Consider the following 25,352-nt stretch of genomic DNA (forward strand, 5'->3'; position numbering starts at 1 on the left):
CATTGGCAGAGATTTCTTTAGCGCGATAGATATGCTGCAGGATCTACCGGCGCACCACGATGGCGTACCTCGAAGTATAGGGCGGAATCAAGCTGTCCACCTGTATTGCCAACTAAACTGATTGTCTCTCCGGCCTTGACCGAATCCCCGACCTGCTTCAATAAACTTTGGTTATATGCGTAAACCGTAAGAAACTCTTGGCCATGGTCGACGATCATTAAATTACCAAATCCCCTCAACCAAGCCGAATAAACAACCGTACCTGCAGCAACCGAGTGGACTGGCGTACCATCCCCTGCCTTGATCAGAATGCCGCGCCACACTCCGCCCTCCGGACGATCGGTACCGAATCTCGCCATGACCGAACCTGCCACAGGCCAGCGCAATCCCGGCTTTAATCCGGCTCCCGAAGGCAGGGGCGTTGCCGCTGCGGTCTGGGCATCTCGGCTCGTTGTTTCCGCCTCGCGTGCCTGCTTCGCAGCCTCATTAGCCGCGCGTTTAGCTTGCGCGGCCTCCTGTTCTGCTCGCTTGGCACGCGCCTGCGCTAGCTCACGCTCCTCCGCCTCAGCCTGTTTGGCAGCGCGAGCGGTCGCTCGCGCCTCTTCTGCCGCACGGCTCGCCTCTTCCTGACGACGCTTTTCCTCGGCACGCCTTACTTCCGCCGCCTTTCGAGCCTGCTCGGCACGCTTGGCCTCTTCAGCCTTTCGGGCCGCTTCCGCCGCCTGTCGTGCAGCCTGAATCTGCTTGGCCAAATCATCGATCAATGTCGCCAACCGCTTTTCGTCCCGCTCAAGACGAGCCGCCTCGGATCGTTGCGCACTTAACTGCCCCTCGATTCGAGCCAAAATCGTACTGCGTTCGGATCGTTGGACCTGAAGTGCGTTTTTTTGTTCCGTGGTTTCACGCACTAATCGTGCAATTTCCTGTTTTCGGGAATCGGCTTGCGCCTCGAGCTGGGCAAGCGTTTCGATTTCTTTGCGCAGAGCCGTCACGGTTTCAGCCCGGGCACGCGAAACATAATCCAGATAAGCGAGGTTTCTGCCTAACTCATCAGGATTGTCACCGGACAATAGTGCTGACCAGGGGGACAACCCGCTCTGATATTGCTTGCGCAACTGAAGGGACAGCTCCTGACGGCGCAGCTCCATCACGCCTTGCTGACGCTTGATTTTGACCTGCAGTCCATCAAGTTCAGCCTGTGCCTTCACCATCTGAGCGTTCAGATCGGTGATTTTGCGATTAATGACCGAGATAGCGGTTTCGGTCGATTTCAAGGCATCGGCGGCCTCTTTGCGAGCAGCCTCGCGCTCGTCGATTTGCTTTTGCAGTGCTTGAATGCGTTCGCGTAGCGCCGCCTGCTCCTGCTCAGCCTGAGATTGACGAGTCTGATTATCGGGATCTTTTGCCGACGCAAGGGGTATAAGTGCCGGTAATCCCAGCACTATGCACGCCCCGTACGCGACCAAACGCCTCAAAATCAGCTCTTTTTTGCCTTGCCTTGTGCTGCGACCGCGGCCATTGCAGCCTCGATTTCGGCAGCATCGCCCAGATAGTAGTGGCGAATCGGGCGTAAATCGGCATCCAACTCATATACCAGAGGCTGACCTGTCGGAATATTCAAATTGACGATGTCATCATCCGATACGTTGTCCAGATGCTTGATAAGTGCGCGCAAGCTGTTGCCATGCGCAGCGATCAGCACACGACTGCCTGATTTGATGGCTGGCGCGATTGTCTCGTTCCAGTAAGGCAACACGCGCGATACCGTATCTTTCAAGCACTCTGTCGCCGGTAACTGATCGACCGGGATGCCTTGATAACGCGCATCGAACTTCGGGTGACGCTCATCGTCCAGAGCGAGCGGATTAGGCGCAATCGCATATGCGCGACGCCAGATCAGTACTTGCTCATCGCCGTATTGGGCGGCAGTTTCGGCCTTGTTTAGCCCTTGCAACGCACCATAATGGCGCTCATTCAGGCGCCAGCTGTTTTGCACCGGGGTGTACATGCGATCCATCGCATCCAGGGCGATCCAAAGCGTGCGTATGGCGCGCTTGAGTACCGAAGTGCACGCCAAATCAAACTCAAAACCTTTTTCTTTCAAGAGCTCGCCTGCGCGCCTGGCCTGCTCGCGACCGGTATCGGTCAGGTCGACGTCAGTCCACCCGGTAAAACGGTTTTCAAGGTTCCATTGGCTTTCGCCGTGACGCATCAGGACAAGTTTATACATGGCAGACACAGGTTAAAGTGTTGATGAAAACACCATTTTATAATTGTTCTTCATGATGGTAGCGTAAAGGCTGTCAAACGACCTTTTACAGCTTGGCTACGACCGTTTTTTAACCGCAGTTTTAAACAGGGTGCACGCCCTGATGGATATAACGTGGAATTCTTCGCCGACCCCGGAAATCTTCTCTTAATCGTCGTCGCTATCGGATCCGGCCTGATGCTGGCCTGGCCCATGCTTCAACGCGGCGGCGGTAGCGGGGCCGTATCGCCCTCTGCCGCCGTACAAATGATGAATCATCAACACGCCGTTCTGGTGGATATCCGCGGGGCGGATGCATTCAACGCCGGGCATATACCTCAGGCTCGCCACATCCCCCTTGCCGAACTCGACAAAAAAGTTGCAGGCTTGCCCAAAAACAAGCCCGTCATCGTCGTATGCGACCAAGGCCGCAGCGCGGTCGGCGCAGCAAAAAAACTACGTTCGCTCGGCTTGGCAGAAGTTACCGTCCTCGAAGGCGGAATGCGGGCCTGGTCTACCGCCGGCTTGCCTGTCACCGGCAACAAATAACTAGGAGCACAAATTGAATAAAGTCGTCATGTACACAACAGGCTATTGTCCTTATTGCTCACGTGCGGAAATGCTTCTGAATCAGCGCGGAGTGAAAGAAATCGAAAAAATCCGCATCGACGTTGATACTGATCAGCGAGCGATCATGATGGAGCGCACAGGCAGGCGCACAGTCCCTCAAATTTATATCGGCGACACGCATGTAGGTGGTTTCGACGATCTGTCTGCGCTTGATCGTGAAGGCAAACTGTTGCCTTTGCTTGGCCAATAACTCATAGACACCTATTACGACGGCTTGCGAATCAAGCGAGCCACTCTCTTTCTCACCTGAATAATCGGGATTCAAAATGTCAGATCAAAACGAACAAAACAACGCCCCCGCTTTCAACATGCAGCGCGTCTACCTCAAAGACCTCTCACTCGAGATGCCAAACGCGCCGGCCATCTTCCTCGAACAAGAAGCGCCAGGCGTTGACGTCTCCATAAACATCGGGGGCCAGGCCTTGGCCGAAACGGTGTTCGAATCCACGATCACAGTGACAGTCACGACTCGAATCAATGACAAAGTCTTGTATCTGGTCGAAGCCACACAGGCTGGTATTTTCCAGATCGCGAACATCCCCGCCGAACAAATCGATCCGCTGATGGGCATTGTTTGCCCAACTATGCTTTATCCGTATCTGCGCTCGAACATCGCCGATGCCATTACGCGCACATCCCTGCCCCCTATCCATCTGGCTGAAGTCAACTTCCAGGCTCTTTACGAACAGCGACTGGCCGAAGCGCAAGCCTCCGCCGGACAGAATGCAGCACCTGCCGCGTCACACAACGAAGAATCCGGCCTGATTTTGCCCCCCGGCATGACGCGCCAATAATTTTTCGCATGCAACTCAAGCCGGATCCCGTGAGCCCGACAACCCTTCAAATGCGGCACGTTGCCGTGCTGGGGGCGGGAGCATGGGGCAATGCGCTTGCAATTGCAGCCAGCGCCAATTCGTCGACAATGATGTGGGCCCGCAATGCCGGGTTGATTGGCGAAATTCAGAGCACGGGGTTGAACGCGCGCTACCTTCCGGGCATCAAACTTCCCGAATCGTTAGTCTGCACATCCGAGTTTGAGCACGCAATCAACCATGCGACAACCGGCCCTTGTCCCGGACTTTTGATCCTTGGTGTCCCACTAGCTGGCCTGAGACAAATTTGCCTGGAGATTTCGAAATCGCTAAAACAAAGCGGGCGCAAAATTGCAGGCATCATCTGGACCTGCAAAGGGCTGGATGCCGAATCCGGACAGTTACCCAGTGAAATCGCCAGGCAAGCATTGTCGGAGCTACCCGAGATTGCAATTGGCGTGCTGTCGGGACCTTCTTTTGCCCTGGAAGTCGCACAAAACCTACCGGTCGCATTGACTATAGCAAGTACGGACGCGGCCTTGCGCGAAGCTTGCATACAAACTTTTCATGGCGGAACGATCCGGGTCTACGCAAGCAGTGATGTTATCGGCGTGGAAATCGGCGGGGCATTGAAAAACATTATCGCGATTGCCTGCGGCATCAGTGACGGACTGGGTTTAGGCACCAACGCCCGGGCAGCGCTCATCACGCGCGGACTTGCCGAAATCAGACGGTTTGGCGAAGCATTGGGAGCACAAGCCTCCACATTTTTCGGATTGACCGGACTAGGTGATCTCGTCCTGACCGCGACAGGAGATCTGTCGCGTAATCGACAGGTGGGGCTCGCCATAGGCAAAGGCCAGTCTCTTGACGAAGTGCTGGCTCAAGGACTGACGGCCGAAGGTGCCCGCTGCGCCAAGGCGGTTCTGATTCGCGCCAATCAACTAGGCGTTGATCTGCCGATTACGCGCGCGGTATGCGACGTGCTTTATCACCATGTCACTCCTAGGCTAGCAGTCTCCCAATTGCTGGCTCGAGACGCAACATCGGAATAACTCTTTTACTTCAAACCTGATATGCCATTCCTGCATCACAAGAACATTCGCAACAAAATCTTCGCTGTTATCGGTTTGTTATTACTCCCTTTTGTTTCGCTCTTTTCCCCCGTTCAAGCCGCATGGCCCTCAGATCGTCCGATCCACCTGATTGTGCCGTTTCCGGCCGGATCCTCACCCGATCTTCTCGCGCGCGCAATCGCCGAACCACTGGGGAAAAAGCTGGCACAAAGTGTCATTGTCGAAAACAAACCCGGAGCGGGAGGCAATATTGGCACCAGATTTGTCGCCCAAGCTGCCCCTGACGGTTACACACTGCTCTACACCATCAATGGTCCGCTAGTGACAGCGCCGGCTCTCTACAAAAAGTCTCTTGGATACAACCCGCGCACAGATTTGTCACCAGTAACAATCGTTGCCACAAGCCCAAATATTCTTGTTGTCAATGAATCCTTTGCCGGCACGACTAAAGACTTTATCTCGCAAGCCAAAGCCCGTCCCGGAAAACTAAACTATGGTTCGGTCGGACCCGGTAGCGCATCTCAACTTGCGATGGAACTCTTCAAGCGTCAGGCAAATATCGATTTGTTACACATACCCTATCCGGGATTTCCACAGATTACGACCGCGATGCTGGCAGGCGATATTCATGCGGCCTTCATGGTGCCTGCGATTGCCATGCCACAAGTCAAGGAAGGGAAAATCAAAGCTTTGGGTTTGGCAAGTCTGACCACGATCGATACACTTCCCGGAATTCAGCCTTTGGCTGATCAAGGTTGGCCCGGATTCGAAGCCATCTCCTGGAATGCGATTCTGGCCCCGGCAAGCACGCCGAATGCCATCATCCAAACATTGCAAAAAAGTCTTGCCGACATCATTTCAAGCGATGACGTGAAAAAGAAATTGATCGCGCAATACTTCACGCCGATAGGTTCATCATCCGAAGACTTGCGCCAATTAATTGTTGCGGAACAGGCGCGCTGGGAAAAAGTGATCGAACAACTGCAGTTGTCGCTCGATTAGACACCGCCCTCATAACCCTGCTGCCGCCAAGCCTCGAACACAACGACCGCGACCGCATTGGATAAATTCAAGCTTCGCTGCAGCGGTTGCATGGGCAGCCTCAATCGCTGTGATGAGGCAAACAGGTCGATTTGCTCAGCCGTAAGTCCGGCCGTTTCACGACCAAAAACAAACACATCCCCTGGCTGGAATGACATCTCGCCAATCAACCGACTGCCCTTTGTTGTCATGGCAAAACAACGATTCGTCGCGGCACCGGTTGCCTCAAGCGCGAGGGATAATGAATCATGCACCTGCACAGGCTGCCACTCGTGGTAATCGAGTCCTGCACGTTTTAAACGTTTATCATCAATCTCGAAACCCAATGGGCGGACAAGATGCAATTGTGCTCCCGCATTCGCGCACAAGCGAATGACATTACCTGTGTTAGGGGGGATTTCAGGCTGAACCAGTATGACGTGAAACATAGCCGTCATTTTGCCAGACCTGCGGCGTACGCGCCACGACCAGTGCAACAACACCCTGAACACCCGCATCAATCAGTGCTTGTGCACAGGCATTCAAAGTGCTGCCGGTTGTCATGACATCATCCACCAATCCCACCCACACGGGCGGCAATCGTCTGTCGCAACGATAAAGGCCCTCGACACTTTGACGTCTTTGCGCAAGCGTCATGGTCTTTTGCGGCAATGCGTGACGGTCGCGAAACAGCCAGTTCCTCGAAAGCCGAATTCCGGTGAGACTGGCAAGCGCGCGGGCGATCTCTCCCGCAGGGTTGAAACCCCGACGCAACAGTGAACTCACGCCGGCAGGAACTGGAATCAAAAAATCCACATCAAACATTTCCCCGGAACTTTCTTTCATCGACCCGCAGAGCATGCTTGCGAACATCTCGGCATAGGCTAGTTTTCCCTGCTCCTTAAAGCCATTGATCAGCATATCCATAGGAAAACCGTAATCGAAAGCGCAAACCGCCCTGGCGAAAATGGGGGGATTGTCCATACACGTTTGACAGCGCATTGATTTGTCATGCTTCGCTAACCAACTAGCGCATTGCAAGCATCTTTCAATGCCCTTTCGATCTGCTGTGGCATCCGCCAGGCAACCAACGCATAAACGGCCTCCGCGAGCGTCAAGCAGGCACAAGGGGCACTGGGAATGCATGCGGTTTCGAATCGAGTTAAGGATAGAGTACATTGACGAATCTCCTGTCTGTCCATTCTGATGGAGATTCAATTCAAAACGACATGCCATGACTCAATCGTCCGCCCCCGCTCCATTACCAATCAACCCGCTTCACGTACAGCGCCAATTCTCGCGCCGCGGTGATTTATCCGAGGCTCAGTTTCTCTATGGGGAAATTGCCAGGCGCATGGACGAACGCCTTCGCCTCATTCGCTTGCAGCCCTCAAAAATGCTGGATGCCGGGTGTGGGGCAGGTCATCAATTTGCGCTATTACATCAACGTTATCCTCAGGCGACTTACACCGGTCAGGACTTCAACCCGGACCTGCTTGCCAAGGCAAAGAAACTGGTTCAAGCACAACAACCCGGCGGCTTGCGTCAATGGATTGATCGCTTCAAGGGTGATTTACCCAAGGTCGAATGGTTGCAGGCCGATTTAGCCCGCACAACTCTGACTCCCGAATCGCTCGAACTAGTTTGGTCCAACCTCGCATTACATTGGCATCCCTCACCGCATGATGTCCTTGCCGAGTGGGGACGAATACTCAAAATTAATGGCCTTGCTTTTTTTTCATGCTTCGGTCCCGCGACGATGAAAGAGTTACGTCTTGCGCTGGAACAGGCCGATTTAAAAACCGCCACGCCCGCATTTGTAGACATGCATGACTTTGGTGATCTGCTGGTGGAAAAAGGTTTTGCCGACCCGGTCATGGATCAGGAAATACTCACACTAACTTATTCGACGCCCGAAAAATTACTGCAAGACGTGCGGGCACTTGGTGGCAATCCGGCAATTGGTCGTCAAGCTGGACTACGCGGACGGCAATGGCGTCAGCGATTGCTCAATGCACTCGAAACACAGCGTAAATCCGACGGCAAAATCCACTTAACGGTCGAAGTCGCATACGGTCACGCCTGGCGAGCCGCCACGTTACGAACGGCACCCGGTGAAACACGAATTAGCGTCAATGCGATTAAACGAAAAAATTAATCAGCCATTCGAACCGACACTTCCTGGCGTTAGGAAAAGGCTACATAAGCCTTTGTTGCCATGTACGCGGCCAGACCAAACAACAAGAACGCGAAAACCCGCTTGAGCGTTTTAACTGGCAGGCTGTGCGCAACCTTTGCGCCAATAGGTGCGGTAAACACGCTAAACAACACCAATACGAGTAACGCTGGCCAATATACGTACCCGATCATCCCGGCCGGTAAATCCGGTTGCTTCAAGCCGGACCAGATATAGCCGATCGTATTAGCCAACGCGATCGGAAACCCCAGGGCTGCAGAAGTCCCAACGGCCTGGTGCAAAGGTACATTGCACCAAAGCATGAAAGGGACGGAAACAAATCCGCCGCCAGCGCCAACCAATCCTGACAAAAATCCTATCCCGGCGCCTGCTCCCGCCGTACCGACAGCCCCCGGCATCTGACGCGAAGGCTTTGGTTTTTTATCCCTGAGCATTTGATAGCCGGAATATGTGACGAAAATGGCAAAAAACAAGGCAAGCCAACCAGTTTTTAATGCCGCAAAAACTGTTCCGCCAGATAGCAATCCGCCAACAACTATGCCCGGAGTGAATGCCAACACCAGATCCCACCTGACAGCACCTTTTTTCTGATGCGCGCGCACGCTGGAAACAGAAGTGAATAAAATCGAAGCCATTGAGGTCGCAATCGCGGTGTGGACTACGATGTTGACCGGCAACCCTTGCCAAGTCAGCAGATACGTCAGAAAAGGGACCAATATCATCCCGCCACCGATGCCAAGCAGTCCGGCTGCAAAACCGGTGACGCAGCCAAGAATAGCCAAAAGAAAAATAAACAATGGATCCATTTGATTGCGCCCGCTCTGTACGTACGAAAAGTGGGTCAGTATACTGACTGAACAACCCTAGCAACAGAAGTTCAAGTCGAATAAGCAACTAAAGCATGGACTCACTCGATACAGAAGTTTTAAAAACAGCCCTTCATTGGTGTGATGGCGGACATCAAGTCCACTTGGCGACCGTGGTCAAAACTTGGGGATCAGCCCCGCGTCAGGCCGGAGCTATGCTGGCTGTTCGAGCTGATGGTTGCGTCGTGGGCTCGGTTTCGGGAGGCTGCATCGAAGACGATTTGATCGTACGCGCTCAAGAAAACCGTTTACCTTCCAGGCCCGAACTCGTGCTTTACGGGGTATCGCAAGAAGAAGCTGCAAGATTCGGCTTGCCTTGTGGTGGCACATTGAGACTAGTGGTGGAGCCGTTATCGCCTAGCAACTGGCTTGAACAGGTCGTCAAGCAAACTGAACAGCAACAATTAGTGGGACGTTGGCTGGATTTGAAATCCGGCGAATCCAAACTGACGGACGCGCGTCCCGGACAGCTTACTGAAGTCACCGAGGCGGGTTGTCATTTCGTTTACGGCCCACACTGGAGATTGCTCATTATTGGAGCAAATCAAACAGGGCTTGCGCTTGCCCAGATCGCTGCCATGCTCGAGTTTCAGGTAATTGTCTGTGATCCTCGGGAAGAATTCACGGCTGACTGGAATCTGCCGGGCGTCACTTTGCAGCCGGGAATGCCCGATGATGCGATCGAGGCTATCCACACCGACTCGAGAACAGCAGTAGTTGCCATCACGCACGACCCGAAACTGGACGACATGGCCTTGCTTGAAGCGTTGAAGTCAAAGGCTTTTTATGTCGGTGCGCTAGGTTCTGTTCGCAATCAGAGTAAACGTCGCGAACGCTTGTTAAGCTTTGACTTGACAGAGCAAGAGGTTGACAGACTGCATGGGCCGGTCGGTTTGCAAATCGGCAGCCGTACCCCGGCCGAGATAGCCGTTGCCGTGGCCGCCGAACTTGTTCAGATCAGAAGAAAATTCGAAGACGAGCGCATTGGCGGACTCAATCAGCCACCGACCATCAAGCCCTGAGAATAATCGTTAGGCACTTCCGCGCTTGCGGGACTCGATGCCCAGTTGCTTGAGCTTGCGATATAAGTGGGTACGCTCAAGCCCTGTTTTCTCGGACACTCTGGTCATGCTGTGATTTTCACGTGCGAGATGATATTCAAAATACACCCGCTCGAATTCGTCACGAGCCTCGCGCAGTGGCTGATCGAGTGAAATCCCACCGAGCAAGCTGTTATCCACATTTTCTGGAGCAGGAGCTTCCTCGGGTTGACTCGGGGGAGCTTCAACAACGGCCTGAGGCGCAGCGGCAACTGTCCCCGGCGGAATCCCAAGAGAAGATTTGATAATTGGCATGCGCGAGCGGGCCAATCCTGCCTGAACAGTCTTTAACAATCTCTGCAGCGTGATCGGTTTTTCAAGGAAATCGATGGCACCGATCCGAGTGGCTTCAACAGCGGTATCGATTGTTGCATGACCGCTCATCATGATCACCGGCATATCAAGCAACCCTTGCGATCCCCATTCTTTTAGAAGGGTGACGCCATCCGTATCCGGCATCCAGATATCGAGCAGTACCAGATCAGGCCTGATGCGCAATCGAGACGCACGAGCTTGCGAAGCGTTCTCGGCCAGCTCGACAGTATGTCCTTCGTCGTAGAGAATTTCGGATAGCAGTTCGCGTATTCCAATCTCGTCATCGACAACTAAAATTCGTGCCATAAATCACTTTTACCTGTTACACACCTGCATTATGCTCATCTTAGACGGTCTAGTCCACTTCTGTCGCTAGACGCGTCAGCAAAATCGAAATTCTCGCTCCACCATCCCGTCGATTCGACAGATCGATCCGGCCAGCATGCTCCTCAATGATCTTACGTACAATCGCCAGACCCAAACCGGTTCCCTGAGCCTTCGTAGTCACATAGGGTTCGAAAGCTCGTTGCAAAATCTGGGGGGAAAACCCCGGACCATTATCCGAAACAGTAAATCTGACCGCCAGAGGAAGGCCTTCATCCTTGTCCCCGCCTTGGGTTAACTGGGTCGATATCTCAATGACTCCAAGCTCCGGCCCATCCACCAACGCATCGCGTGCATTGGCAAGCAAATTGTGTACGACTTGTCGCAATTGGGTCGGATCACCCATGATCATCGGTAAGTCTTTCTGAAGAGACACTTCAAGCTGCCAGGGGTGTTGCGCATCTTTTACCATCCCCTCCACAGGATCCCAGCCGTAAAGGGTCAACACCTCCGCAACAAGCGCATTGAAATCAACCGGAACCATCACGACCGCCGGTTTACGCGCATATTCGCGGAAATCGTCCACCATGTGCTTCAAGGATCCCACCTGATTCACGATGGTGGTGGTGGCGCGCTCGAGCAATTGAGCATCGACAGGATCAAGCTTATGCGCCAATTTCATTGCCAATCGCTCTGCCGAAAGTTGAATAGGCGTGAGCGGATTCTTGATTTCATGGGCGAGTCTTCGTGCGACTTCACCCCAGGCCACGCTCCGATTGGCCGAAATCACTTCCGTAATGTCGTCGAAAACCACCATATATCCGTTACCGCGGCCGTGGATCCGTAAATGCGATCCTCGCGCCAGCAAAATCAGCGTATGCTCTTGCGCGTCCGGGGAGGCCGACTGCAAAGTGATCTCGAACTGTTGCTGCCAGTGGGTTCTTTCCGACCCGACTGCCGTATGGTCAAAAAATGCCTGCCGAATCATTCTGGCAAAATCCAGCATCCCGTCAATGGTCTCAAGCGGGCGACCGGTGGCCGCACGCAAATCTATCGCCAATATTTTTTGCGCACCCTTGTTAAATGTCGTGATACGGAATTGCTCATCGAAAACCAGCACCCCGGTCGACAGATTGGCCAGAACACTCTCGAGATAGACGTTCGATCGCTCCAATTGCTGCCGATTACTCTCGACCAGACGGCGAGCCTCTTCCAGCTGACGGGTCATCTCGTTGAAAGAACGCGTCAACTGCCCTACTTCATCGTTGGAGTAAGGCTCCGGCAACGCCCGATAATCGCCCACGCTCACAGCTTGAGTTCCGGATGCGAGCGCAAGCAACGGGCTCACCAATTTTTTTGAAATATACAGTGCGACCGTAATGGCGGCGAAAACCGCCAACAACAACGCCAGTGTCAACGTCACTTCAAACAGATGTCGCAGACTTTGCCGCGATTCAGCCAACTCCTGATAGTCCTTGTTGCCTTTTTGAACTTCACTGACATTGCGGGCTATTTTTTCCGATATGGGCTGTATCAACTGCAACCATCTCGATTCCGTATTCACGCCAAGCAGAATTTCGCTTCGCTCCGGAGATCCCAAAGGAACAATGACACGCAACTGCAAGCCGCTGTCGTATAAAGGCGAACTCGGATCATCGCTGTCCACAGCGGCATAGCTACGGGTCAGCCTAAGCTGATTCAAGACAGCATGGGGCGGCAATGCGGGAGAAAGCGAACCCAGTTTGTCGGTTGAAAACGCAATCATTCGACCGCTGCCGCTAAATACCATCGCATCGATCGAAACATTCGACTCCCGCAAACGCGTCAGAACGCTCGTGATATCCGCATCAGGAGTACTGTTTAGCTCGGGCGCCATGACCCTTGCACGTGCCTCAAGCTCGGCAAGTTGCGTGTCGACTGCCGCATGCCCGAGCGCAATTCCGGACTCGAGCGCTGTGTCCACCCTGACGTTGAACCAGGACTCGATCGACCGAGTCATGAATTGAATCGATACCGTATAAATCAATGCTCCGGGCAACACACCGATCAAGGCAAAAGCAAGCGCAAAACGACCGGTGAGTCGCGCGCCGAATTTACCGCGCCAACGTTCACTGATCAGCTTGGACGTCAACGCAACGACCCAGATGAACAAGGCGAGGGCTAACGCGCCGTTCAACCACAACAACAAGGTCTGATAACGGGCGACCCTTGAGGCATTTCCCGTAGACCACGCCAAAAGCACGAACAGACATACGCCGCTGGCCACACCAACGAACAATGCGATGCGCAAGAACCAATTCATTGCTTCACCATGTCCCGAAACGTCCTATCAAGCCGAAGCCGCGCATGGAAAATGTCATAAACAATTCGAAATTTATTACGGTCGGCGAACAAACAAGGCATAAAAGAACCCATCCCGACCCGCGGGATTCGTGTCGTCTGCCTGCATAGGCAACAGTTGTCCAGGCGCGGGCAACCTCTGCGCCTGGGCATGGCGCTGCAAAAACGCCTGCGCCTGCATCTCCCCTTCTTCGGGAAATATGGAACACGTCACAAGCAACAGCTTGCCACCTGGCGCAACGACACTCCACAGCGAATCCAGAATAGAGCGTTGCAGCTTAGCAGTCTGGGCGATATCCTGCGGGCGTCTGAGCCAGCGGATATCGGGATGGCGACGCACGATTCCCGATGCTGTGCACGGCACATCAGCCAACACCGCATCGAAAGCGACACCATCCCACCAAAGATGAGAACGCAGTGCGCTTTCGGCGACCAGGCGCACCCCCGATCTCATCAACTTCAATCGTTCCAGGTTGCTTTGAACCCGTTCAAGGCGTTTTGAATCGACATCAAGAGCGGTCAATTCGACATCAGCCAACTCAAGCATATGTGCCGTCTTGCCACCCGGTGCGGCGCACGCATCCAATACACGCATTCCCGGTTTCAGGCCAAGCAAAGGAGCCGCCAGTTGAGCACCCGCATCCTGCACTGACCACCAACCCTGATCGTAACCGGGCAAGGATGTGATTGGCCTGGGTTCTTGCAGAACCAGGCCTGCGTCACCAAAAGGAGTCGCTAATATACCGGCCTGATTAAATGCATCCTGCACCATTTCACGGGATGTCACGCTCACATTGACGCGAAGAGTCAATGGTGGATGTAAATTGGCTGTCTGTAATAACTGCTGCCACTGATCGGGATAGGCCTTCTGAAGGGCGCGTATCCACCACATCGGGTGATTCCAGCGCGCCTCCGGATCATTGGCAATGGCAGCATGAATTTGCGCACATTCACGCTGGAACCGACGCAATACAGCATTGACCAACCCTTTGTAATTAATCAATGCTCGCTGTAACTGCGTTGCCTGAACGCTCTGGTCTACCAGTGCATGCGGGGTGTAGACCGGCGCCATCGAGTCAAGCTTATTCCGATCCTCCTGCATCGCCACATCGAGCAAAAGCAAAGACAACCCGATCAAAGCCCCCACAACCGGACTAGAGGGCTCACGCTGGACAAGCAATCGGCGTATCGCAATCGCTTCACCCCAATGACGCATGGCATAAAAGGCCAGTGCCTGCGCTGAAGGCCGAAGATCGGCGGGAGTTTCACTCAAAGTCTCGGTCAGCGACTGACCGTTTTCAACAGCGGCAATGGCCCGGGCGGCGGCCAACAGGCTTTGGGATAGGGTAGGCGATACTTGATTCATACCCTGATTGTAGGGTCTTGGCGCTGGACGCGGGAAGGCAAATTGCGGGAATCCGGTTCAATATGGGCTCCAAGCTAAAATAGCGGTCTATTTTTCGCGGGTTTTATCCCCCAGGTGCCATCATGTCCTCCCCAAAAGTCGGTTTTGTCAGTCTCGGATGTCCCAAAGCTCTCGTAGATTCCGAACGCATCCTTACACAGCTACGCACTGAGGGTTACCAAATCGTGCCCGACTACGACAATGCGGACGTCGTTGTTGTCAATACCTGCGGCTTTATCGATAGCGCCAAAGCTGAATCGCTCGACGCAATCGGTGAAGCCATTGCAGAAAACGGCAAGGTCATTGTTACGGGTTGCATGGGCGTGGAAGAGTCCGCCATTCGCAATGTTCATCCGAGTGTACTGGCGGTCACAGGACCTCAACAGTATGAGCAGGTCGTACGCGCCGTCCACGAAGCCGCCCCGCCGAGCAAAGAACATAATCCTTTACTGGACCTGGTTCCTCCGCAAGGAATCAAACTCACTCCACGCCATTACGCCTATCTGAAAATCTCGGAAGGATGTAACCATCGTTGCAGTTTTTGCATTATTCCCTCCCTGCGCGGCGATCTGGTCAGCCGTCCTGTCGGAGATGTTCTTGACGAAGCGCAACGACTGGCGCGTGCCGGCGTCAAGGAATTACTGGTGATTTCGCAAGACACAAGCGCTTATGGCGTAGACGTCAAATTTCGCAGCGGTTTCTGGAACGGTCGCCCGGTCAAAACGCGCATGACCGAACTATGCGACGCATTGTCTGAACTGGGAATCTGGGTTCGTCTGCATTATGTTTATCCTTATCCTCATGTCGACGAAGTCATCCCCATGATGACTGAAGGAAAGATTCTTCCCTACCTGGACATCCCGTTTCAGCACGCCAGCCCCCGCATACTTAAGGCAATGAAACGTCCCGCCTTTGAAGATAAAACACTTGCGCGCATTCAGGCATGGCGTGCGCAGTGCCCGGACTTGACCTTGCGGTCAACTTTCATCGTCGGGTTTCCGGGCGAAACCGAAAGCGACTTTCAATATCTGCTGGACTGGATGACAGAAGCACAGCTTGATCGTGTCGGCTGTTTTCAATATTCCGCCGTCGAGGGCGCTGCGGCCAATGCTCTTGAAGGCGCCGTCCCCGAAGAGGTTAAGCAAGAGCGATGGGATCGCTTCATGGCTCACCAACAAGCCATTTCCACTGCCCGTCTTGCCCGTCGCGTCGGCAAAGAAATCGATGTATTGATCGACGAAGTCAACGAAGATGGCGCCATCGGCAGATCAAGCGCGGATGCCCCGGAAATCGACGGCAATGTTTACGTCGATAGCGAAGACTCGCTCAAGCCCGGCGACATGGTCCGAGTTCGCGTAACCGATTCGGACGAATACGACCTTTGGGCAGACAAAATCTAATTTTTCTATAGGCGCGTCACTTGAACCAGGATGCAACAGCTATGCGGGTCGGGTTTGCCGGCACGCCGGAATTTTCCCGTATTGCCCTGCGGGCGATTATCGATGCGGGCTATCACGTTCCGCTTGTACTGACTCAGCCGGATCGTCCGGCCGGCAGAGGCCTTAAGCTGACGCCAAGCCCCGTAAAACAATTAGCGATTGAACACAAAATACCGATCGCCCAGCCTCGCAGTCTGCGACTGGACGGAAAGTATCCCGAAGAGGCTCACGCGGGTCAGGAAGCACTGAAAATCGCCAATTTGGATGTGCTGGTCGTTGCGGCCTATGGCCTGATTCTGCCTCAATGGGTGCTTGAGACCCCGCGCTATGGTTGCCTGAATATTCATGCCAGCCTTTTGCCGCGTTGGCGAGGTGCGGCCCCGATTCAACGCGCAATCGAAGCCGGCGATGCCGCGACAGGCATCACCATTATGCAGATGGATATCGGCTTGGATACGGGCGACATGCTGCTTGTTGAATCACTGCCGATTACACAGACAGACACCGCTGCTACGCTGCACGACAAACTCGCGGCACAAGGCGCCCGATTGATTGTCGATGCGTTGAAGGCCCTGCCTCGCAACCTTTTGCAGCGGATCCCACAACCCGCAGAAGGCGTCACCTATGCTGCCAAGCTCGACAAAGCTGAGGCCGCGCTTGACTTGCTTCAGCCTGCCTCGATATTGGCCAGACGGATCCGGGCATTCAATCCGGCACCCGGAACAACCATCATGCTGCCCGGCATTGCAGACCCCGTCAAAGTCTGGCGTGCGGAGCTTTTGGATGAGAAGAGCTCGTCCACCGAACCCGGAAAAGTGCTATCGATTTCACAACAAGGAATCGACATCACGTGCAATCCGGGGACGCTTCGCTTGACCGAGCTTCAACGGGCGGGAGGTAAAAGACAATCTGTCGAAATCTTCGTGCAAGGATGGTCGCCTAACACTTGAGGGGAATCGCGCAACTAAATGCCGTCGATATCCTTGATTGTCGGCGGCAGATCACGACGCTCCCGAATCTTCATCAACATGATGATGCCCGACAAAACCACAGTAATGACATTGGCAATCACAACCGGAAACGAGCGGATCAGCAAACCATACGCCAGCCAAAAACAGACTCCCAGCGTAAATAATACGTACATGGCCAATGAAATCGACTGCGTATCGCGAGTCCTGATGACTTTGAAGGTTTGAGGAAAAAAGGCCACGGTCGTTAACGTAGCTCCAACGTAACCCACCACCTCGACAAGCAACGCAAAGTCCTGCTCAGACACGCTCATGCTCACGTTGCTCTTTACGCAACTTCGTTTTCAGGCGCGTCTGTTTCAGCATCGATAAATGCTGAACAAACACCAAACCATTCAGATGATCTATTTCGTGCTGCACGCAAACCGCCAACAGGCCGTCCGCATCGAACTCGAAAGGCTCGCCATCCAGATTCAAGGCGCGCACCCGCACTTCTGAAGGCCGCTTCACCTCATCGTATACGCCAGGGACGGACAAACAACCCTCTTCATAAGTTTTGACATCATCACTAAAGGAAATAATTTCGGGATTGATCAACACCATCAACCCTTCCTTGTCTTCGCTCACGTCAATCACAACGACTCTTTCGTGCACATCGACCTGGGTGGCGGCCAACCCTACGCCCGGAGCGTCGTACATGGTTTCGATCATGTCGGCCACCAATCGGCGGATACGATCATCTACCTTAGCCACGGGCTTGGCAACCTTGTGCAGTCGCTTATCGGGATAGTGAAGAATATTGAGTAATGCCATGAAATGAGTTCGCCAAAACCAAATACCGCACCGAACGCCGGCGCGAATCAAGAATAAATCACAGTTTAATTTAATAGTTCGCTGATTTCTAATCAGATTTTCAATTTGCACGGATTACCTATACTCACTCCCCCGCTCGAATGCGTGGATCGTTTCATCCCGACTCCAATCTTGGGATTGTTGTGCGTGGCACACTTCCGGCATGACAATCACCTCTGTTTACGACTCCATTCATGCCTGGATCCGATTCAATTTCGAGCCCGGCTTGGGACTCTCCAAAAAACACCACATACTGTCGCTATTTCACGATCCCCTTGCGATATATCGGGCAACGCACGACGAACTGCGCGCAAAACTGCCCCTATCGATTGCTGAGCAATTCATGCGACCACCGATGGTCAATCACGCAAAACTGATCCAGAGTGCGTTGCAGTGGGCGACACAATCCGGGCATCAACTTCTCACCCCTGATCACCAAAATTATCCCTGCCTGCTTAAGGAAATGCCTGATGCACCCCTTTTACTGTTCGCCCTGGGGGACCTGAGTCGCCTGGAAACTGACGCGATTGCAATCGTTGGATCGCGCAATGCCACGGTAGATGGCTGTGAAAACGCCAAAGATTTTGCGCGATTCCTTTCGAATCAAGGAATTTGCATCATCAGCGGGCTAGCGTACGGGATCGATGCCGCAGCGCACGAAGGTGCATTAACAGGCCAAATTGATTCAGGCGGGACGATTGCCGTCCTTGGAACAGGAATAGACATTATCTATCCCGCTTCCCACAAGGAGCTTGCCGCCAATATTCTGATGCAAAACGGATTGCTTTTATCCGAACTACCTCCCGGCGCGCCTCCCTTGCCCGCCCACTTTCCGCGCCGCAATCGGATCGTCGCAGGCTTATCAAGAGGCGTTCTTGTTGTCGAAGCCGCGCTAAAAAGCGGATCACTCATTACAGCCCGCCTAGCTAACGAAATGGGGAGGGAAGTTTTTGCCCTCCCCGGCTCGATTCATGCGCCACTCTCGCGCGGTCCACACTCACTCATCCAGCAAGGGGCCAAACTCGTAGAAACTGGTTCGGACATTTTGTCCGAATTCGGATTTACGAACCATACAACCTCGCCTAAAAAGGAAAAAAAACGTCAGCAGTCCGTTCAGCCTCCTTCATCCCCTCTTTGGCAGGCAATCGGCTACGATCCGATCACTGAAGAGACGCTTGCCATGCGTGTCAATATGCTTCCGGGATTGATGCAAACCGAATTGCTTACACTTGAGCTTGGTGGTCATATCATCAGAGGCGCGAACGGGACACTGCAACGTGCCCGAACAAAGGCTTAAGATAGAGATATCTCTAGTGCGTGTTAGTGCGCCATACCGATTTTCTGTGGAGTCTTCATCATGGCATTACCCAGTTTTGTGAAAATTGTCGAAGTTTCACCCCGCGACGGACTTCAAAACGAAAAAGAACTGATCTCGACCGACGTCAAGGTCGAGCTTGTCAACCGCTTGAGTGATGCGGGCTTTCTGAATGTCGAAGCCACTGCCTTTGTTTCGCCCAAATGGACGCCGCAAATGGCTGATGCAGCCGATGTCATGGCTCGCATCCGTCGCAGACCTGGGACGATTTATTCTGTGTTGACTCCGAACATGAAGGGTTTCGAAGCCGCACTCGCCGCTGGCGCAGATGAAGTTGTTATTTTCGGTGCCGCCAGTGAAGCTTTTTCACAGAAGAACATCAACTGCTCAATCGCGGAATCCATCGACCGGTTCGAACCTGTCGCGCAGGCGGCGCGTCAAGCAGGCATTCGATTGCGTGGCGCGCTCAGTTGCACGCTTGGCTGTCCTTATCAGGGCGAGGTGCCGATCTCATCCGTCGTGGACGTAGCCAAACGATTCGCCGCCATGGGGTGCGATGAAATCGACATCGCCGATACGATCGGTGTGGGCACCCCGCAACGCACACGTCAGGTTATGCAAGCCGTCGCCGAAATCATCGATATCAGTAAAATTTCAGGCCATTTCCATGACACATATGGGCAATCCCTCGCCAATATTCTGGCCGCCATGGAAGTCGGAGTCTCGATTTTTCACACATCCGTCGCAGGACTAGGCGGTTGCCCCTACGCAAAAGGCGCTTCGGGCAACGTTGCAACGGAAGATGTCCTGTTCATGCTGCGAGGGATGGGCATTGAAACCGGTATCGATTTCGATGCGGTCGTGGACATTGGACAATGGATCGCAGGCCACCTCAAGCGCCCCGGTGGTAGTCGCGCGGGCAATGCCATCGCCGCAAACAAAGCGAACCGTTAAAAGTGGCTTCGTTTTCATTTAATAGGAAGCAAACTGTGGCGCACCAATTAAAGAAATGGTTATTTGCCACCGGCATTGTTTTGGCCATTTGCGGTCCTACATGCAATGCCCTGGCGGCGGATTGCTTCGCAACAGTCGAAAGCGACGATGCGCTGCGATTCACCCCAAGCCATATTGAGGTGCCGGCAAGTTGTCAGGATTTCACCATCAAACTGACTCACGTCGGTCGGCTACCTAAAGCAGCGATGGGACACAACTGGGTATTAGTCAAATCCAGCGACCTGGAAGGGGTGGCACGAACAGGCATGCTTGCTGGAGCTGCCCATGAATACATCGATCCGACAGATCGTCGCGTCATTGCACATAGCGGACTGATCGGTAGCGGAGGGAGCACCTCAGTCACTTTTGCCGTCAATAAATTGCAGGTTGGTCAAAGCTATGCATTCCTATGCACCTTTGCCGGACACTCGCCAATCATGCAAGGCACCGTCAGCCTGAAACCTTGATTTACTGGAGATTTAGATGAAGCTTATTCGTACTTTCTTGACATCCGCCTTGTTGTTGGGCCTAGGGGCACAACAAGCCTGGTCAGCCGATTTCACGCTTGGTCCGATCGAAATGAATGACCCATGGATCCGGGCATCCGTACCCGGTCAGACGAATGGTGCAGGCTATATACAATTCAAATCTACCGGGGCTGCTGCGGATAAATTGATTTCCGCTCAATCCGAAGCCGCAACAACCGTTGAGCTTCATACGGTCATCACTGAAAATGGCGTTGCAAAAATGCAGCAAGTGCCTGAAATCATCATCCCGTCGAACGGAAGCGTCAATTTGGCACCCGGCGGGTATCACATTATGTTTTTAAAGTTGACGGCGCCCTTCAAGCAGGACAGCACCATTCCTGTCGTTCTTAAATTCGAAAAGGCAGGGGAAATCCGCGTGAACTTCACCGTCAAACCGTCAACCTACAATCCCGGCAAGTCGGGCAATAACGCGGATAGTCATATGGGTCACAGCGGTGGCATGAAGCACTAGCCTTACGATCTCAGGGGTTGGGGCGCGAACCAAAAATAGCCGACCCGACCCTGATTTCCGTCGACCCCTCTTCAATCGCCAGCTCGAAATCCGAACTCATCCCCATCGACAATCGATCAAGAGAAATTCCCTCAATCGCCTCTTCCCTGGCTTTATCCCTCAAGGCTCTAAGCTGAGCGAAACAACTTCTAACGGCGCGAGCATCGGAAGACAAAATTGCCAGTGTCATCAATCCCTGCACTCGCAATGTCTGAAACTGCTTCAATTCGCGTAAAAAAGGAATCAGCTCGGACATTTCCAGGCCGGACTTGGTTTCTTCGGGAGAGGTTTTAACCTGAACCAACACATCAATCGCTCGACCTTCCGACTGAAGCCGACGATCGAGTGCCTGTGCCAATTCCAGACGATCAAGGGACTGCAGTTCATGCGCAAGTCGAGCCACATCTTTCGCCTTATTCGTCTGCACCTGGCCGATCACAACCCATTGCAATCCGCAGTCGACAAGTAAAGGCGCTTTTTGGGCAATTTCCTGCGTGCGATTTTCGCCAAATCGCTTGTAACCTAGCGCAACAGCCTCGCGAATCGAGTGCTCACCAAAAGTCTTACTGACCGGCAATAAGGTCACTTCATCGGGTTGACGGCCAGCACGCACGCAAGCGGCCGCAATGCGGATACGGATGGCGGCAATACGATCTGCCATGGTGTCTTGATTTGAACTCATGCTTCGCTCCGAAAACTTCTCGATCTAACGTGATCTTACATCTTCTATCGGTCGGCGATCTGGCGTCAGGGCTGCATCTCCGCTATGATCGACGCAGTCTAATATTGAGGCATAGTCATGTGGGATGTAATCGTAGTCGGGGGCGGCAATGCGGCCTTGTGTGGCGCACTTATGGCAAGGGAAGCCGGTGCCAGCGTCTTGCTTTTGGAAGCATCGCCGAAGGAGTGGCGCGGCGGCAATTCGCAACACACTCGCAATCTACGATGCATGCACGACGCACCGCAAGATGTTCTGGTTGATGCTTACCCCGAAGAAGAATACTGGCAGGATCTATTGAAGGTCACTGGAGGACAAACCAACGAACAACTCGCACGCATGGTGATCCGCGAATCATCGACATGTCGCGACTGGATGCGCAAGCATGGTGTGCGGTTTCAACCCCCGCTATCGGGAACATTGCACGTGGCGCGTACCAACGCATTTTTCATGGGTGGCGGCAAAGCACTGATAAATGCGTACTATCAGAGCGCCGAGAAACTCGGTGTCGATATTCTTTATGACTCGCCTGTGGACAACCTTGAAATCAAGGATGGTAAGTTTATCGCAGCCCTTGTGGGAGACAAACGATACGCTGGTCGCGCCTGCATTCTAGGGTGTGGTGGTTTCGAATCCAATCGGGATTGGCTCAAAGAAGCATGGGGGCAGAACGAGCGCGGCGAATGGCCGGCTGAAAACTTCCTGATTCGCGGCACCCGTTACAACATGGGAACCGTACTCAAGGTCATGATGCGTGAAGGCGCGGATACCATGGGTGATCAAACCCAAGCACACTGCGTCGCGATCGATGCACGCGCTCCTCTCTATGACGGCGGAATTGCCACCCGCCTGGACTGTGTGTCGCTGGGTGTTGTGGTGAACTGCAACGCTGAGCGATTCTATGACGAAGGCGAAGACTTTTGGCCTAAACGCTACGCTTTGTGGGGTCGTCTGGTCGCACTGCAACCCAAACAAATCGCTTACACAATCATTGATGCCAAGTCGGTCGGACGCTTCATGCCACCCGTATTCAAGGGCGAAAAGGCGCAAACGCTTGAAGAGCTTGCTCGCAAACTCGGACTGGACGAGAACCAATTCGTTAAAACAATTTCCGACTTCAATGCGGCATGTCGCGTGGGCACTTTCGATCATACGATTCAAGACGATTGCCACACGGAAGGAGTCACGCCTGAAAAGACCCACTGGGCTCGTCCGATCGACACCGCGCCATTTTATGGTTATGCGTTGCGACCGGGCATTACCTTCACCTATTTTGGTTTGACGACCGACGAAAAGGCAAGCGTGTTTTTTGGAGGCAAGGCGAGTCCGAATATGTTCGCTGCCGGTGAAATCAGCGCCGGCAATGTCTTAGGAAAGGGATATACCGCCGGAGTCGGAATGTCGATCGGCACTGCTTTCGGTCGCATCGCCGGCACACAAGCCGCACGGGCAGCCAATAAAATCAAACACGAAGGAGCGCAGCATGCAGCCGCTTGAGTCACTCGCGCGTGAGGCGCAAAATCTGGTGGGTGCAACCGAACACTCGATCTCTTGGCATAAAAAAGGCATCACCGCGAACGAAGCAGAGGTAGCGCGTGAGCTTCAAATCTGTAATGCATGTCGATATTGTGAAGGATTTTGCGCAGTATTCCCCGCAATGGCGAGAAGACTTGAATTCGACAATAAGGCCGATCTCAACTATCTGGCTAATCTTTGTCACAACTGCGGCGCCTGTCTGCACGCATGTCAATACGCGCCCCCCCATGAGTTTGCCGTCAATATTCCGCAAGCCATGGCCAAGGTCCGGATGGAAACCTATACCGACTTTGCCTGGCCGGCATCGCTTGGCAAACTGTACAAGAACAATGGCCTGACCCTGTCGCTTGCGACAGCCTTTGGCTTGGTGCTGTTTCTAGTGTTAACGATTTTATCGACTGGCAACCTCTTATCCGAAGGCCAAGCCCAACCTCTGAACGGAAACTTCTACGCCATCTTTCCGCATAACACACTGGCCTTGATGTTTGGCGCAGTATTCGGTTTCGCAATTCTGGCTCTTGGAATCGGCGTGCGAAGATTCTGGAAAGAAATCACCCCCGGAAAAGCCACAGGCGAAACCATGAGTGAAGCTGCGCACGATGCACTCAAGCTCAAATATCTGGATGGTGGTCATGGCGAGGGTTGCAATGACGAAGATGACCGTTTCACGCTGCGTCGCCGTCGCTTTCATCACCTGACCTTCTATGGTTTCATGCTGTGTTTTGCAGCAACATCCGTCGCCACAATCTACCACTATATATTCGATTGGCAAGCGCCTTACGCCTACACAAGCTTGCCTGTCATTCTCGGGACAGTTGGCGGCATTGGCCTGCTGATCGGTCCTGCAGGCTTGCTTTGGTTGAATATGAATCGTGCACCGCTACATGGAGATGCTGCGCAAAAGCCGATGGATCGTGGCTTCATCGCTTTGCTCTTTTTAACTAGCCTGACCGGGTTGATCCTGATGATTTGGCGCTCTACGGGCATCATGCCACTGATGCTCGCCATTCACCTGGGCATCGTCATGGCTTTATTCCTCACGCTACCATACGGTAAGTTTGCGCACGGCATTTATCGTTGTGCCGCACTCTTAAAGTGGTCGATCGAAAAAAGACAGCCTAATAATTTGGGATTGGGTTCGGATTAATTTCACTTGGAGACTCGCATCATGCGTCAGTCATTTATTTGCCGCGTGATGTTCGCCGCGGCTTCGTTTTTCGCTGCAACGGCTCAAGGGCAAGACTTTCCGGCCCGACCAATCACGATCATCGTCCCCCACTCTGCTGGCGGCACTTCGGATATTCTTGCCCGCACCATTGCCGCGGAAGCTTCCAAATCCCTGAAGCAGCAAATCATCGTCGAAAACAAAGGCGGTGCCAACGGAACAATTGCCGCAAAGCAGGTGGTTGCAGCTGCACCGGATGGATACACCCTTTTACTGGCTACGGCGAGTACGCACGGCATTAATCCATCTCTTTACTCCAATCTGCCCTACAACGCCGTCAAGGATTTCAAACCCATCACTTTGCTTGCAACCGTTCCGAATGTGCTGGTTGTGGGTCGGGCACTCAAAGACAAAGTGAACAATCTTCAAGAGCTTTTGACCTACATTCGGTCGCAGGGCGACAAAGCCAACATGAGCTCGTCGGGTGCAGGAACTCCCGGACACCTTGCTGGCGAAATGATGAAATCTGCAACTAAAGTTCAATTTACCCATGTCCCATACAAGGGCGGCAATCCTGCACAAGCAGACTTGGTGGGAGGACAAGTTGATTTCATGTTCGCGACCATTCCCGGAGCAATCGGCTTGATACACGCAGGCACGCTAAAACCCCTTGCAGTGACGTCCCCGCAGCGATCGCCTGCGTTACCTGACGTGCCCACCATGGTGGAGCAAGGCCTACCCGGCTTTCAAGCCTTGTCCTGGCATGGCATTCTTGCGCCGGCAAATACCCCCGATGCCACGGTTGCAATTTTGAACAAAGCTTTTACTGACGCCTTGCAATCGCCAGAAGTTAAAACAAGACTTGCAAAAGAAGGTGCCGCAGCAGCAGATCTGAATACCGAAGCCTTTAGAGACTTCATCGCTAAAGAGGTTTCGAACTGGTCGCAAGCCGTTAAAAATTCCGGAGCGACAGCAAACTGATATTTCTTCAAGTC

27 protein-coding genes are annotated in these 25,352 nt (G+C 53.4%); 16 read left to right on the forward strand and 11 right to left on the reverse strand.

Annotated features, from left to right (window positions below; genetic code table 11):
* Positions 1–17: 17 nt before the first annotated feature.
* Together G3I67_RS03360 and gpmA are read right to left on the reverse strand one after the other, a co-directional pair.
* On the reverse strand, positions 18–1,466 hold the full coding sequence (locus tag G3I67_RS03360; RefSeq protein ID WP_163652084.1) for a murein hydrolase activator EnvC family protein: 1,449 nt from the start codon (positions 1,464–1,466) through the stop codon (positions 18–20).
* An 11-nt stretch (positions 1,467–1,477) separates the two neighbouring features.
* The gene (gene gpmA / locus G3I67_RS03365; protein WP_163651579.1) at positions 1,478–2,230 is read right to left on the reverse strand and encodes a 2,3-diphosphoglycerate-dependent phosphoglycerate mutase; all 753 of its coding nucleotides are present in this window, start codon (positions 2,228–2,230) and stop codon (positions 1,478–1,480) included.
* Between the two features lie 153 nt (positions 2,231–2,383).
* Here gpmA and G3I67_RS03370 point away from each other — a divergent pair, with 153 nt between their 5' ends.
* The 5 genes from G3I67_RS03370 to G3I67_RS03390 all read left to right on the forward strand — a co-directional run bounded on the left by G3I67_RS03370 (position 2,384) and on the right by G3I67_RS03390 (position 5,768).
* Positions 2,384–2,797: a rhodanese-like domain-containing protein gene (locus G3I67_RS03370; RefSeq protein ID WP_311197041.1), complete on the forward strand. Its 414-nt coding sequence runs from the start codon at positions 2,384–2,386 to the stop codon at positions 2,795–2,797.
* 13 nt (positions 2,798–2,810) lie between these two features.
* Positions 2,811–3,068, forward strand: a complete 258-nt coding sequence (grxC, locus tag G3I67_RS03375; protein ID WP_163651580.1) for a glutaredoxin 3 — start codon at positions 2,811–2,813, stop codon at positions 3,066–3,068.
* Positions 3,069–3,144: 76 nt separating this feature from the next.
* Complete coding sequence (gene secB, locus G3I67_RS03380; RefSeq protein WP_163651581.1) at positions 3,145–3,672, forward strand: protein-export chaperone SecB; 528 nt, start codon at positions 3,145–3,147, stop codon at positions 3,670–3,672.
* An 8-nt stretch (positions 3,673–3,680) separates the two neighbouring features.
* On the forward strand, positions 3,681–4,745 hold the full coding sequence (locus G3I67_RS03385) for an NAD(P)H-dependent glycerol-3-phosphate dehydrogenase (protein ID WP_235931659.1): 1,065 nt from the start codon (positions 3,681–3,683) through the stop codon (positions 4,743–4,745).
* Between the two features lie 21 nt (positions 4,746–4,766).
* Complete coding sequence (locus G3I67_RS03390; protein ID WP_163651582.1) at positions 4,767–5,768, forward strand: Bug family tripartite tricarboxylate transporter substrate binding protein; 1,002 nt, start codon at positions 4,767–4,769, stop codon at positions 5,766–5,768.
* Here the strand turns inward: G3I67_RS03390 and G3I67_RS03395 are convergent.
* Together G3I67_RS03395 and G3I67_RS03400 are read right to left on the reverse strand one after the other, a co-directional pair.
* Positions 5,765–6,235: a tRNA (cytidine(34)-2'-O)-methyltransferase gene (locus tag G3I67_RS03395; protein WP_163652089.1), complete on the reverse strand. Its 471-nt coding sequence runs from the start codon at positions 6,233–6,235 to the stop codon at positions 5,765–5,767. The genes G3I67_RS03390 and G3I67_RS03395 overlap by 4 nt on opposite strands.
* Positions 6,207–6,770, reverse strand: coding sequence for a ComF family protein (locus tag G3I67_RS03400; RefSeq protein WP_163651583.1), 564 nt, complete (start codon positions 6,768–6,770; stop codon positions 6,207–6,209). Before G3I67_RS03400 ends, G3I67_RS03395 begins: the two co-directional genes overlap by 29 nt.
* Before the next feature lie 250 nt (positions 6,771–7,020).
* Here G3I67_RS03400 and G3I67_RS03405 point away from each other — a divergent pair, with 250 nt between their 5' ends.
* The gene (locus G3I67_RS03405) at positions 7,021–7,944 is read left to right on the forward strand and encodes a methyltransferase domain-containing protein (protein WP_163651584.1); all 924 of its coding nucleotides are present in this window, start codon (positions 7,021–7,023) and stop codon (positions 7,942–7,944) included.
* 29 nt (positions 7,945–7,973) lie between these two features.
* Here G3I67_RS03405 and G3I67_RS03410 read toward each other — a convergent pair whose 3' ends face one another.
* Positions 7,974–8,789, reverse strand: a complete 816-nt coding sequence (locus tag G3I67_RS03410; protein ID WP_163651585.1) for a sulfite exporter TauE/SafE family protein — start codon at positions 8,787–8,789, stop codon at positions 7,974–7,976.
* Between the two features lie 95 nt (positions 8,790–8,884).
* Here G3I67_RS03410 and G3I67_RS03415 point away from each other — a divergent pair, with 95 nt between their 5' ends.
* The gene (locus G3I67_RS03415) at positions 8,885–9,871 is read left to right on the forward strand and encodes an XdhC family protein (RefSeq protein WP_163651586.1); all 987 of its coding nucleotides are present in this window, start codon (positions 8,885–8,887) and stop codon (positions 9,869–9,871) included.
* 9 nt (positions 9,872–9,880) lie between these two features.
* Here G3I67_RS03415 and G3I67_RS03420 read toward each other — a convergent pair whose 3' ends face one another.
* The 3 genes from G3I67_RS03420 to rsmB all read right to left on the reverse strand — a co-directional run bounded on the left by G3I67_RS03420 (position 9,881) and on the right by rsmB (position 14,294).
* Complete coding sequence (locus G3I67_RS03420; RefSeq protein WP_163651587.1) at positions 9,881–10,570, reverse strand: response regulator; 690 nt, start codon at positions 10,568–10,570, stop codon at positions 9,881–9,883.
* A 49-nt stretch (positions 10,571–10,619) separates the two neighbouring features.
* Positions 10,620–12,890: a sensor histidine kinase gene (locus G3I67_RS03425; protein ID WP_163651588.1), complete on the reverse strand. Its 2,271-nt coding sequence runs from the start codon at positions 12,888–12,890 to the stop codon at positions 10,620–10,622.
* A gap of 75 nt (positions 12,891–12,965) precedes the next feature.
* Positions 12,966–14,294: a 16S rRNA (cytosine(967)-C(5))-methyltransferase RsmB gene (gene rsmB / locus G3I67_RS03430; protein WP_163651589.1), complete on the reverse strand. Its 1,329-nt coding sequence runs from the start codon at positions 14,292–14,294 to the stop codon at positions 12,966–12,968.
* A gap of 122 nt (positions 14,295–14,416) precedes the next feature.
* On the opposite strand from rsmB, the gene rimO reads away from it, so the two are divergent.
* Positions 14,417–15,733 carry a 30S ribosomal protein S12 methylthiotransferase RimO gene (rimO, locus tag G3I67_RS03435; protein ID WP_163651590.1) on the forward strand — a complete coding sequence of 439 codons (1,317 nt, stop codon included), beginning with the start codon at positions 14,417–14,419 and terminating at the stop codon, positions 15,731–15,733.
* Between the two features lie 41 nt (positions 15,734–15,774).
* Positions 15,775–16,722 carry a methionyl-tRNA formyltransferase gene (gene fmt, locus G3I67_RS03440; protein WP_163652091.1) on the forward strand — a complete coding sequence of 316 codons (948 nt, stop codon included), beginning with the start codon at positions 15,775–15,777 and terminating at the stop codon, positions 16,720–16,722.
* A 14-nt stretch (positions 16,723–16,736) separates the two neighbouring features.
* Here fmt and G3I67_RS03445 read toward each other — a convergent pair whose 3' ends face one another.
* Positions 16,737–17,054, reverse strand: a complete 318-nt coding sequence (locus G3I67_RS03445) for an SWEET family sugar transporter (protein WP_163651591.1) — start codon at positions 17,052–17,054, stop codon at positions 16,737–16,739.
* On the reverse strand, positions 17,041–17,553 hold the full coding sequence (gene def, locus G3I67_RS03450) for a peptide deformylase (protein WP_163651592.1): 513 nt from the start codon (positions 17,551–17,553) through the stop codon (positions 17,041–17,043). The genes G3I67_RS03445 and def overlap by 14 nt, the downstream gene beginning before the upstream one ends.
* Positions 17,554–17,755: 202 nt before the next feature.
* On the opposite strand from def, the gene dprA reads away from it, so the two are divergent.
* From dprA to G3I67_RS03470, 4 genes are read left to right on the forward strand one after another with little or no spacing between them, the layout of a single operon-like run.
* A complete protein-coding gene (gene dprA, locus G3I67_RS03455) occupies positions 17,756–18,889 on the forward strand; it encodes a DNA-processing protein DprA (RefSeq protein ID WP_163651593.1) in 1,134 nt (377 codons plus the stop codon).
* A gap of 60 nt (positions 18,890–18,949) precedes the next feature.
* Positions 18,950–19,861, forward strand: coding sequence for a hydroxymethylglutaryl-CoA lyase (locus G3I67_RS03460; RefSeq protein WP_163651594.1), 912 nt, complete (start codon positions 18,950–18,952; stop codon positions 19,859–19,861).
* Between the two features lie 35 nt (positions 19,862–19,896).
* Positions 19,897–20,367, forward strand: coding sequence for an azurin (gene azu / locus G3I67_RS03465; RefSeq protein ID WP_311197042.1), 471 nt, complete (start codon positions 19,897–19,899; stop codon positions 20,365–20,367).
* Between the two features lie 16 nt (positions 20,368–20,383).
* Positions 20,384–20,899, forward strand: coding sequence for a copper chaperone PCu(A)C (locus tag G3I67_RS03470; protein ID WP_163651595.1), 516 nt, complete (start codon positions 20,384–20,386; stop codon positions 20,897–20,899).
* Positions 20,900–20,909: 10 nt separating this feature from the next.
* On the opposite strand, the gene G3I67_RS03475 is transcribed toward G3I67_RS03470, so the two are convergent.
* Positions 20,910–21,620 (reverse strand): YggS family pyridoxal phosphate-dependent enzyme, encoded by a 711-nt coding sequence (locus tag G3I67_RS03475; protein ID WP_163651596.1) that lies wholly within the window; start codon positions 21,618–21,620, stop codon positions 20,910–20,912.
* A 117-nt stretch (positions 21,621–21,737) separates the two neighbouring features.
* Here G3I67_RS03475 and tcuA point away from each other — a divergent pair, with 117 nt between their 5' ends.
* Genes tcuA through G3I67_RS03490 form a run of 3 tightly spaced genes read left to right on the forward strand, consistent with a single transcriptional unit; the run spans position 21,738 to position 25,338 of the window.
* Positions 21,738–23,153, forward strand: coding sequence for an FAD-dependent tricarballylate dehydrogenase TcuA (gene tcuA / locus G3I67_RS03480; protein ID WP_163651597.1), 1,416 nt, complete (start codon positions 21,738–21,740; stop codon positions 23,151–23,153).
* Positions 23,140–24,339 (forward strand): tricarballylate utilization 4Fe-4S protein TcuB, encoded by a 1,200-nt coding sequence (gene tcuB / locus G3I67_RS03485; protein WP_163651598.1) that lies wholly within the window; start codon positions 23,140–23,142, stop codon positions 24,337–24,339. Before tcuA ends, tcuB begins: the two co-directional genes overlap by 14 nt.
* A 21-nt stretch (positions 24,340–24,360) precedes the next feature.
* Entirely contained in the window at positions 24,361–25,338 is a 978-nt protein-coding gene (locus G3I67_RS03490) for a Bug family tripartite tricarboxylate transporter substrate binding protein (RefSeq protein WP_163651599.1), read from the forward strand.
* The last annotated feature ends 14 nt before the right edge of the window (positions 25,339–25,352 follow it).

Source organism: Sheuella amnicola (assembly GCF_010499255.1).
In the GTDB taxonomy this organism is placed as follows: domain Bacteria; phylum Pseudomonadota; class Gammaproteobacteria; order Burkholderiales; family Burkholderiaceae_B; genus Zwartia; species Zwartia amnicola.

Coding starts and splice junctions, on each gene's coding strand:
- gpmA (WP_163651579.1), bottom strand. CDS start 2,230: ATGTATAAACTTGTCCTGATGCGTCACGGCGAAAGCCAATGGAACCTT.
- secB (WP_163651581.1), top strand. CDS start 3,145: ATGTCAGATCAAAACGAACAAAACAACGCCCCCGCTTTCAACATGCAG.
- G3I67_RS03385 (WP_235931659.1), top strand. CDS start 3,681: ATGCAACTCAAGCCGGATCCCGTGAGCCCGACAACCCTTCAAATGCGG.
- G3I67_RS03390 (WP_163651582.1), top strand. CDS start 4,767: ATGCCATTCCTGCATCACAAGAACATTCGCAACAAAATCTTCGCTGTT.
- G3I67_RS03395 (WP_163652089.1), bottom strand. CDS start 6,235: ATGTTTCACGTCATACTGGTTCAGCCTGAAATCCCCCCTAACACAGGT.
- G3I67_RS03400 (WP_163651583.1), bottom strand. CDS start 6,770: ATGGACAATCCCCCCATTTTCGCCAGGGCGGTTTGCGCTTTCGATTAC.
- G3I67_RS03405 (WP_163651584.1), top strand. CDS start 7,021: ATGACTCAATCGTCCGCCCCCGCTCCATTACCAATCAACCCGCTTCAC.
- G3I67_RS03410 (WP_163651585.1), bottom strand. CDS start 8,789: ATGGATCCATTGTTTATTTTTCTTTTGGCTATTCTTGGCTGCGTCACC.
- G3I67_RS03415 (WP_163651586.1), top strand. CDS start 8,885: ATGGACTCACTCGATACAGAAGTTTTAAAAACAGCCCTTCATTGGTGT.
- G3I67_RS03420 (WP_163651587.1), bottom strand. CDS start 10,570: ATGGCACGAATTTTAGTTGTCGATGACGAGATTGGAATACGCGAACTG.
- G3I67_RS03425 (WP_163651588.1), bottom strand. CDS start 12,890: ATGAATTGGTTCTTGCGCATCGCATTGTTCGTTGGTGTGGCCAGCGGC.
- rsmB (WP_163651589.1), bottom strand. CDS start 14,294: ATGAATCAAGTATCGCCTACCCTATCCCAAAGCCTGTTGGCCGCCGCC.
- rimO (WP_163651590.1), top strand. CDS start 14,417: ATGTCCTCCCCAAAAGTCGGTTTTGTCAGTCTCGGATGTCCCAAAGCT.
- fmt (WP_163652091.1), top strand. CDS start 15,775: ATGCGGGTCGGGTTTGCCGGCACGCCGGAATTTTCCCGTATTGCCCTG.
- G3I67_RS03445 (WP_163651591.1), bottom strand. CDS start 17,054: ATGAGCGTGTCTGAGCAGGACTTTGCGTTGCTTGTCGAGGTGGTGGGT.
- def (WP_163651592.1), bottom strand. CDS start 17,553: ATGGCATTACTCAATATTCTTCACTATCCCGATAAGCGACTGCACAAG.
- dprA (WP_163651593.1), top strand. CDS start 17,756: ATGACAATCACCTCTGTTTACGACTCCATTCATGCCTGGATCCGATTC.
- G3I67_RS03460 (WP_163651594.1), top strand. CDS start 18,950: ATGGCATTACCCAGTTTTGTGAAAATTGTCGAAGTTTCACCCCGCGAC.
- G3I67_RS03470 (WP_163651595.1), top strand. CDS start 20,384: ATGAAGCTTATTCGTACTTTCTTGACATCCGCCTTGTTGTTGGGCCTA.
- G3I67_RS03475 (WP_163651596.1), bottom strand. CDS start 21,620: ATGAGTTCAAATCAAGACACCATGGCAGATCGTATTGCCGCCATCCGT.
- tcuA (WP_163651597.1), top strand. CDS start 21,738: ATGTGGGATGTAATCGTAGTCGGGGGCGGCAATGCGGCCTTGTGTGGC.
- tcuB (WP_163651598.1), top strand. CDS start 23,140: ATGCAGCCGCTTGAGTCACTCGCGCGTGAGGCGCAAAATCTGGTGGGT.
- G3I67_RS03490 (WP_163651599.1), top strand. CDS start 24,361: ATGCGTCAGTCATTTATTTGCCGCGTGATGTTCGCCGCGGCTTCGTTT.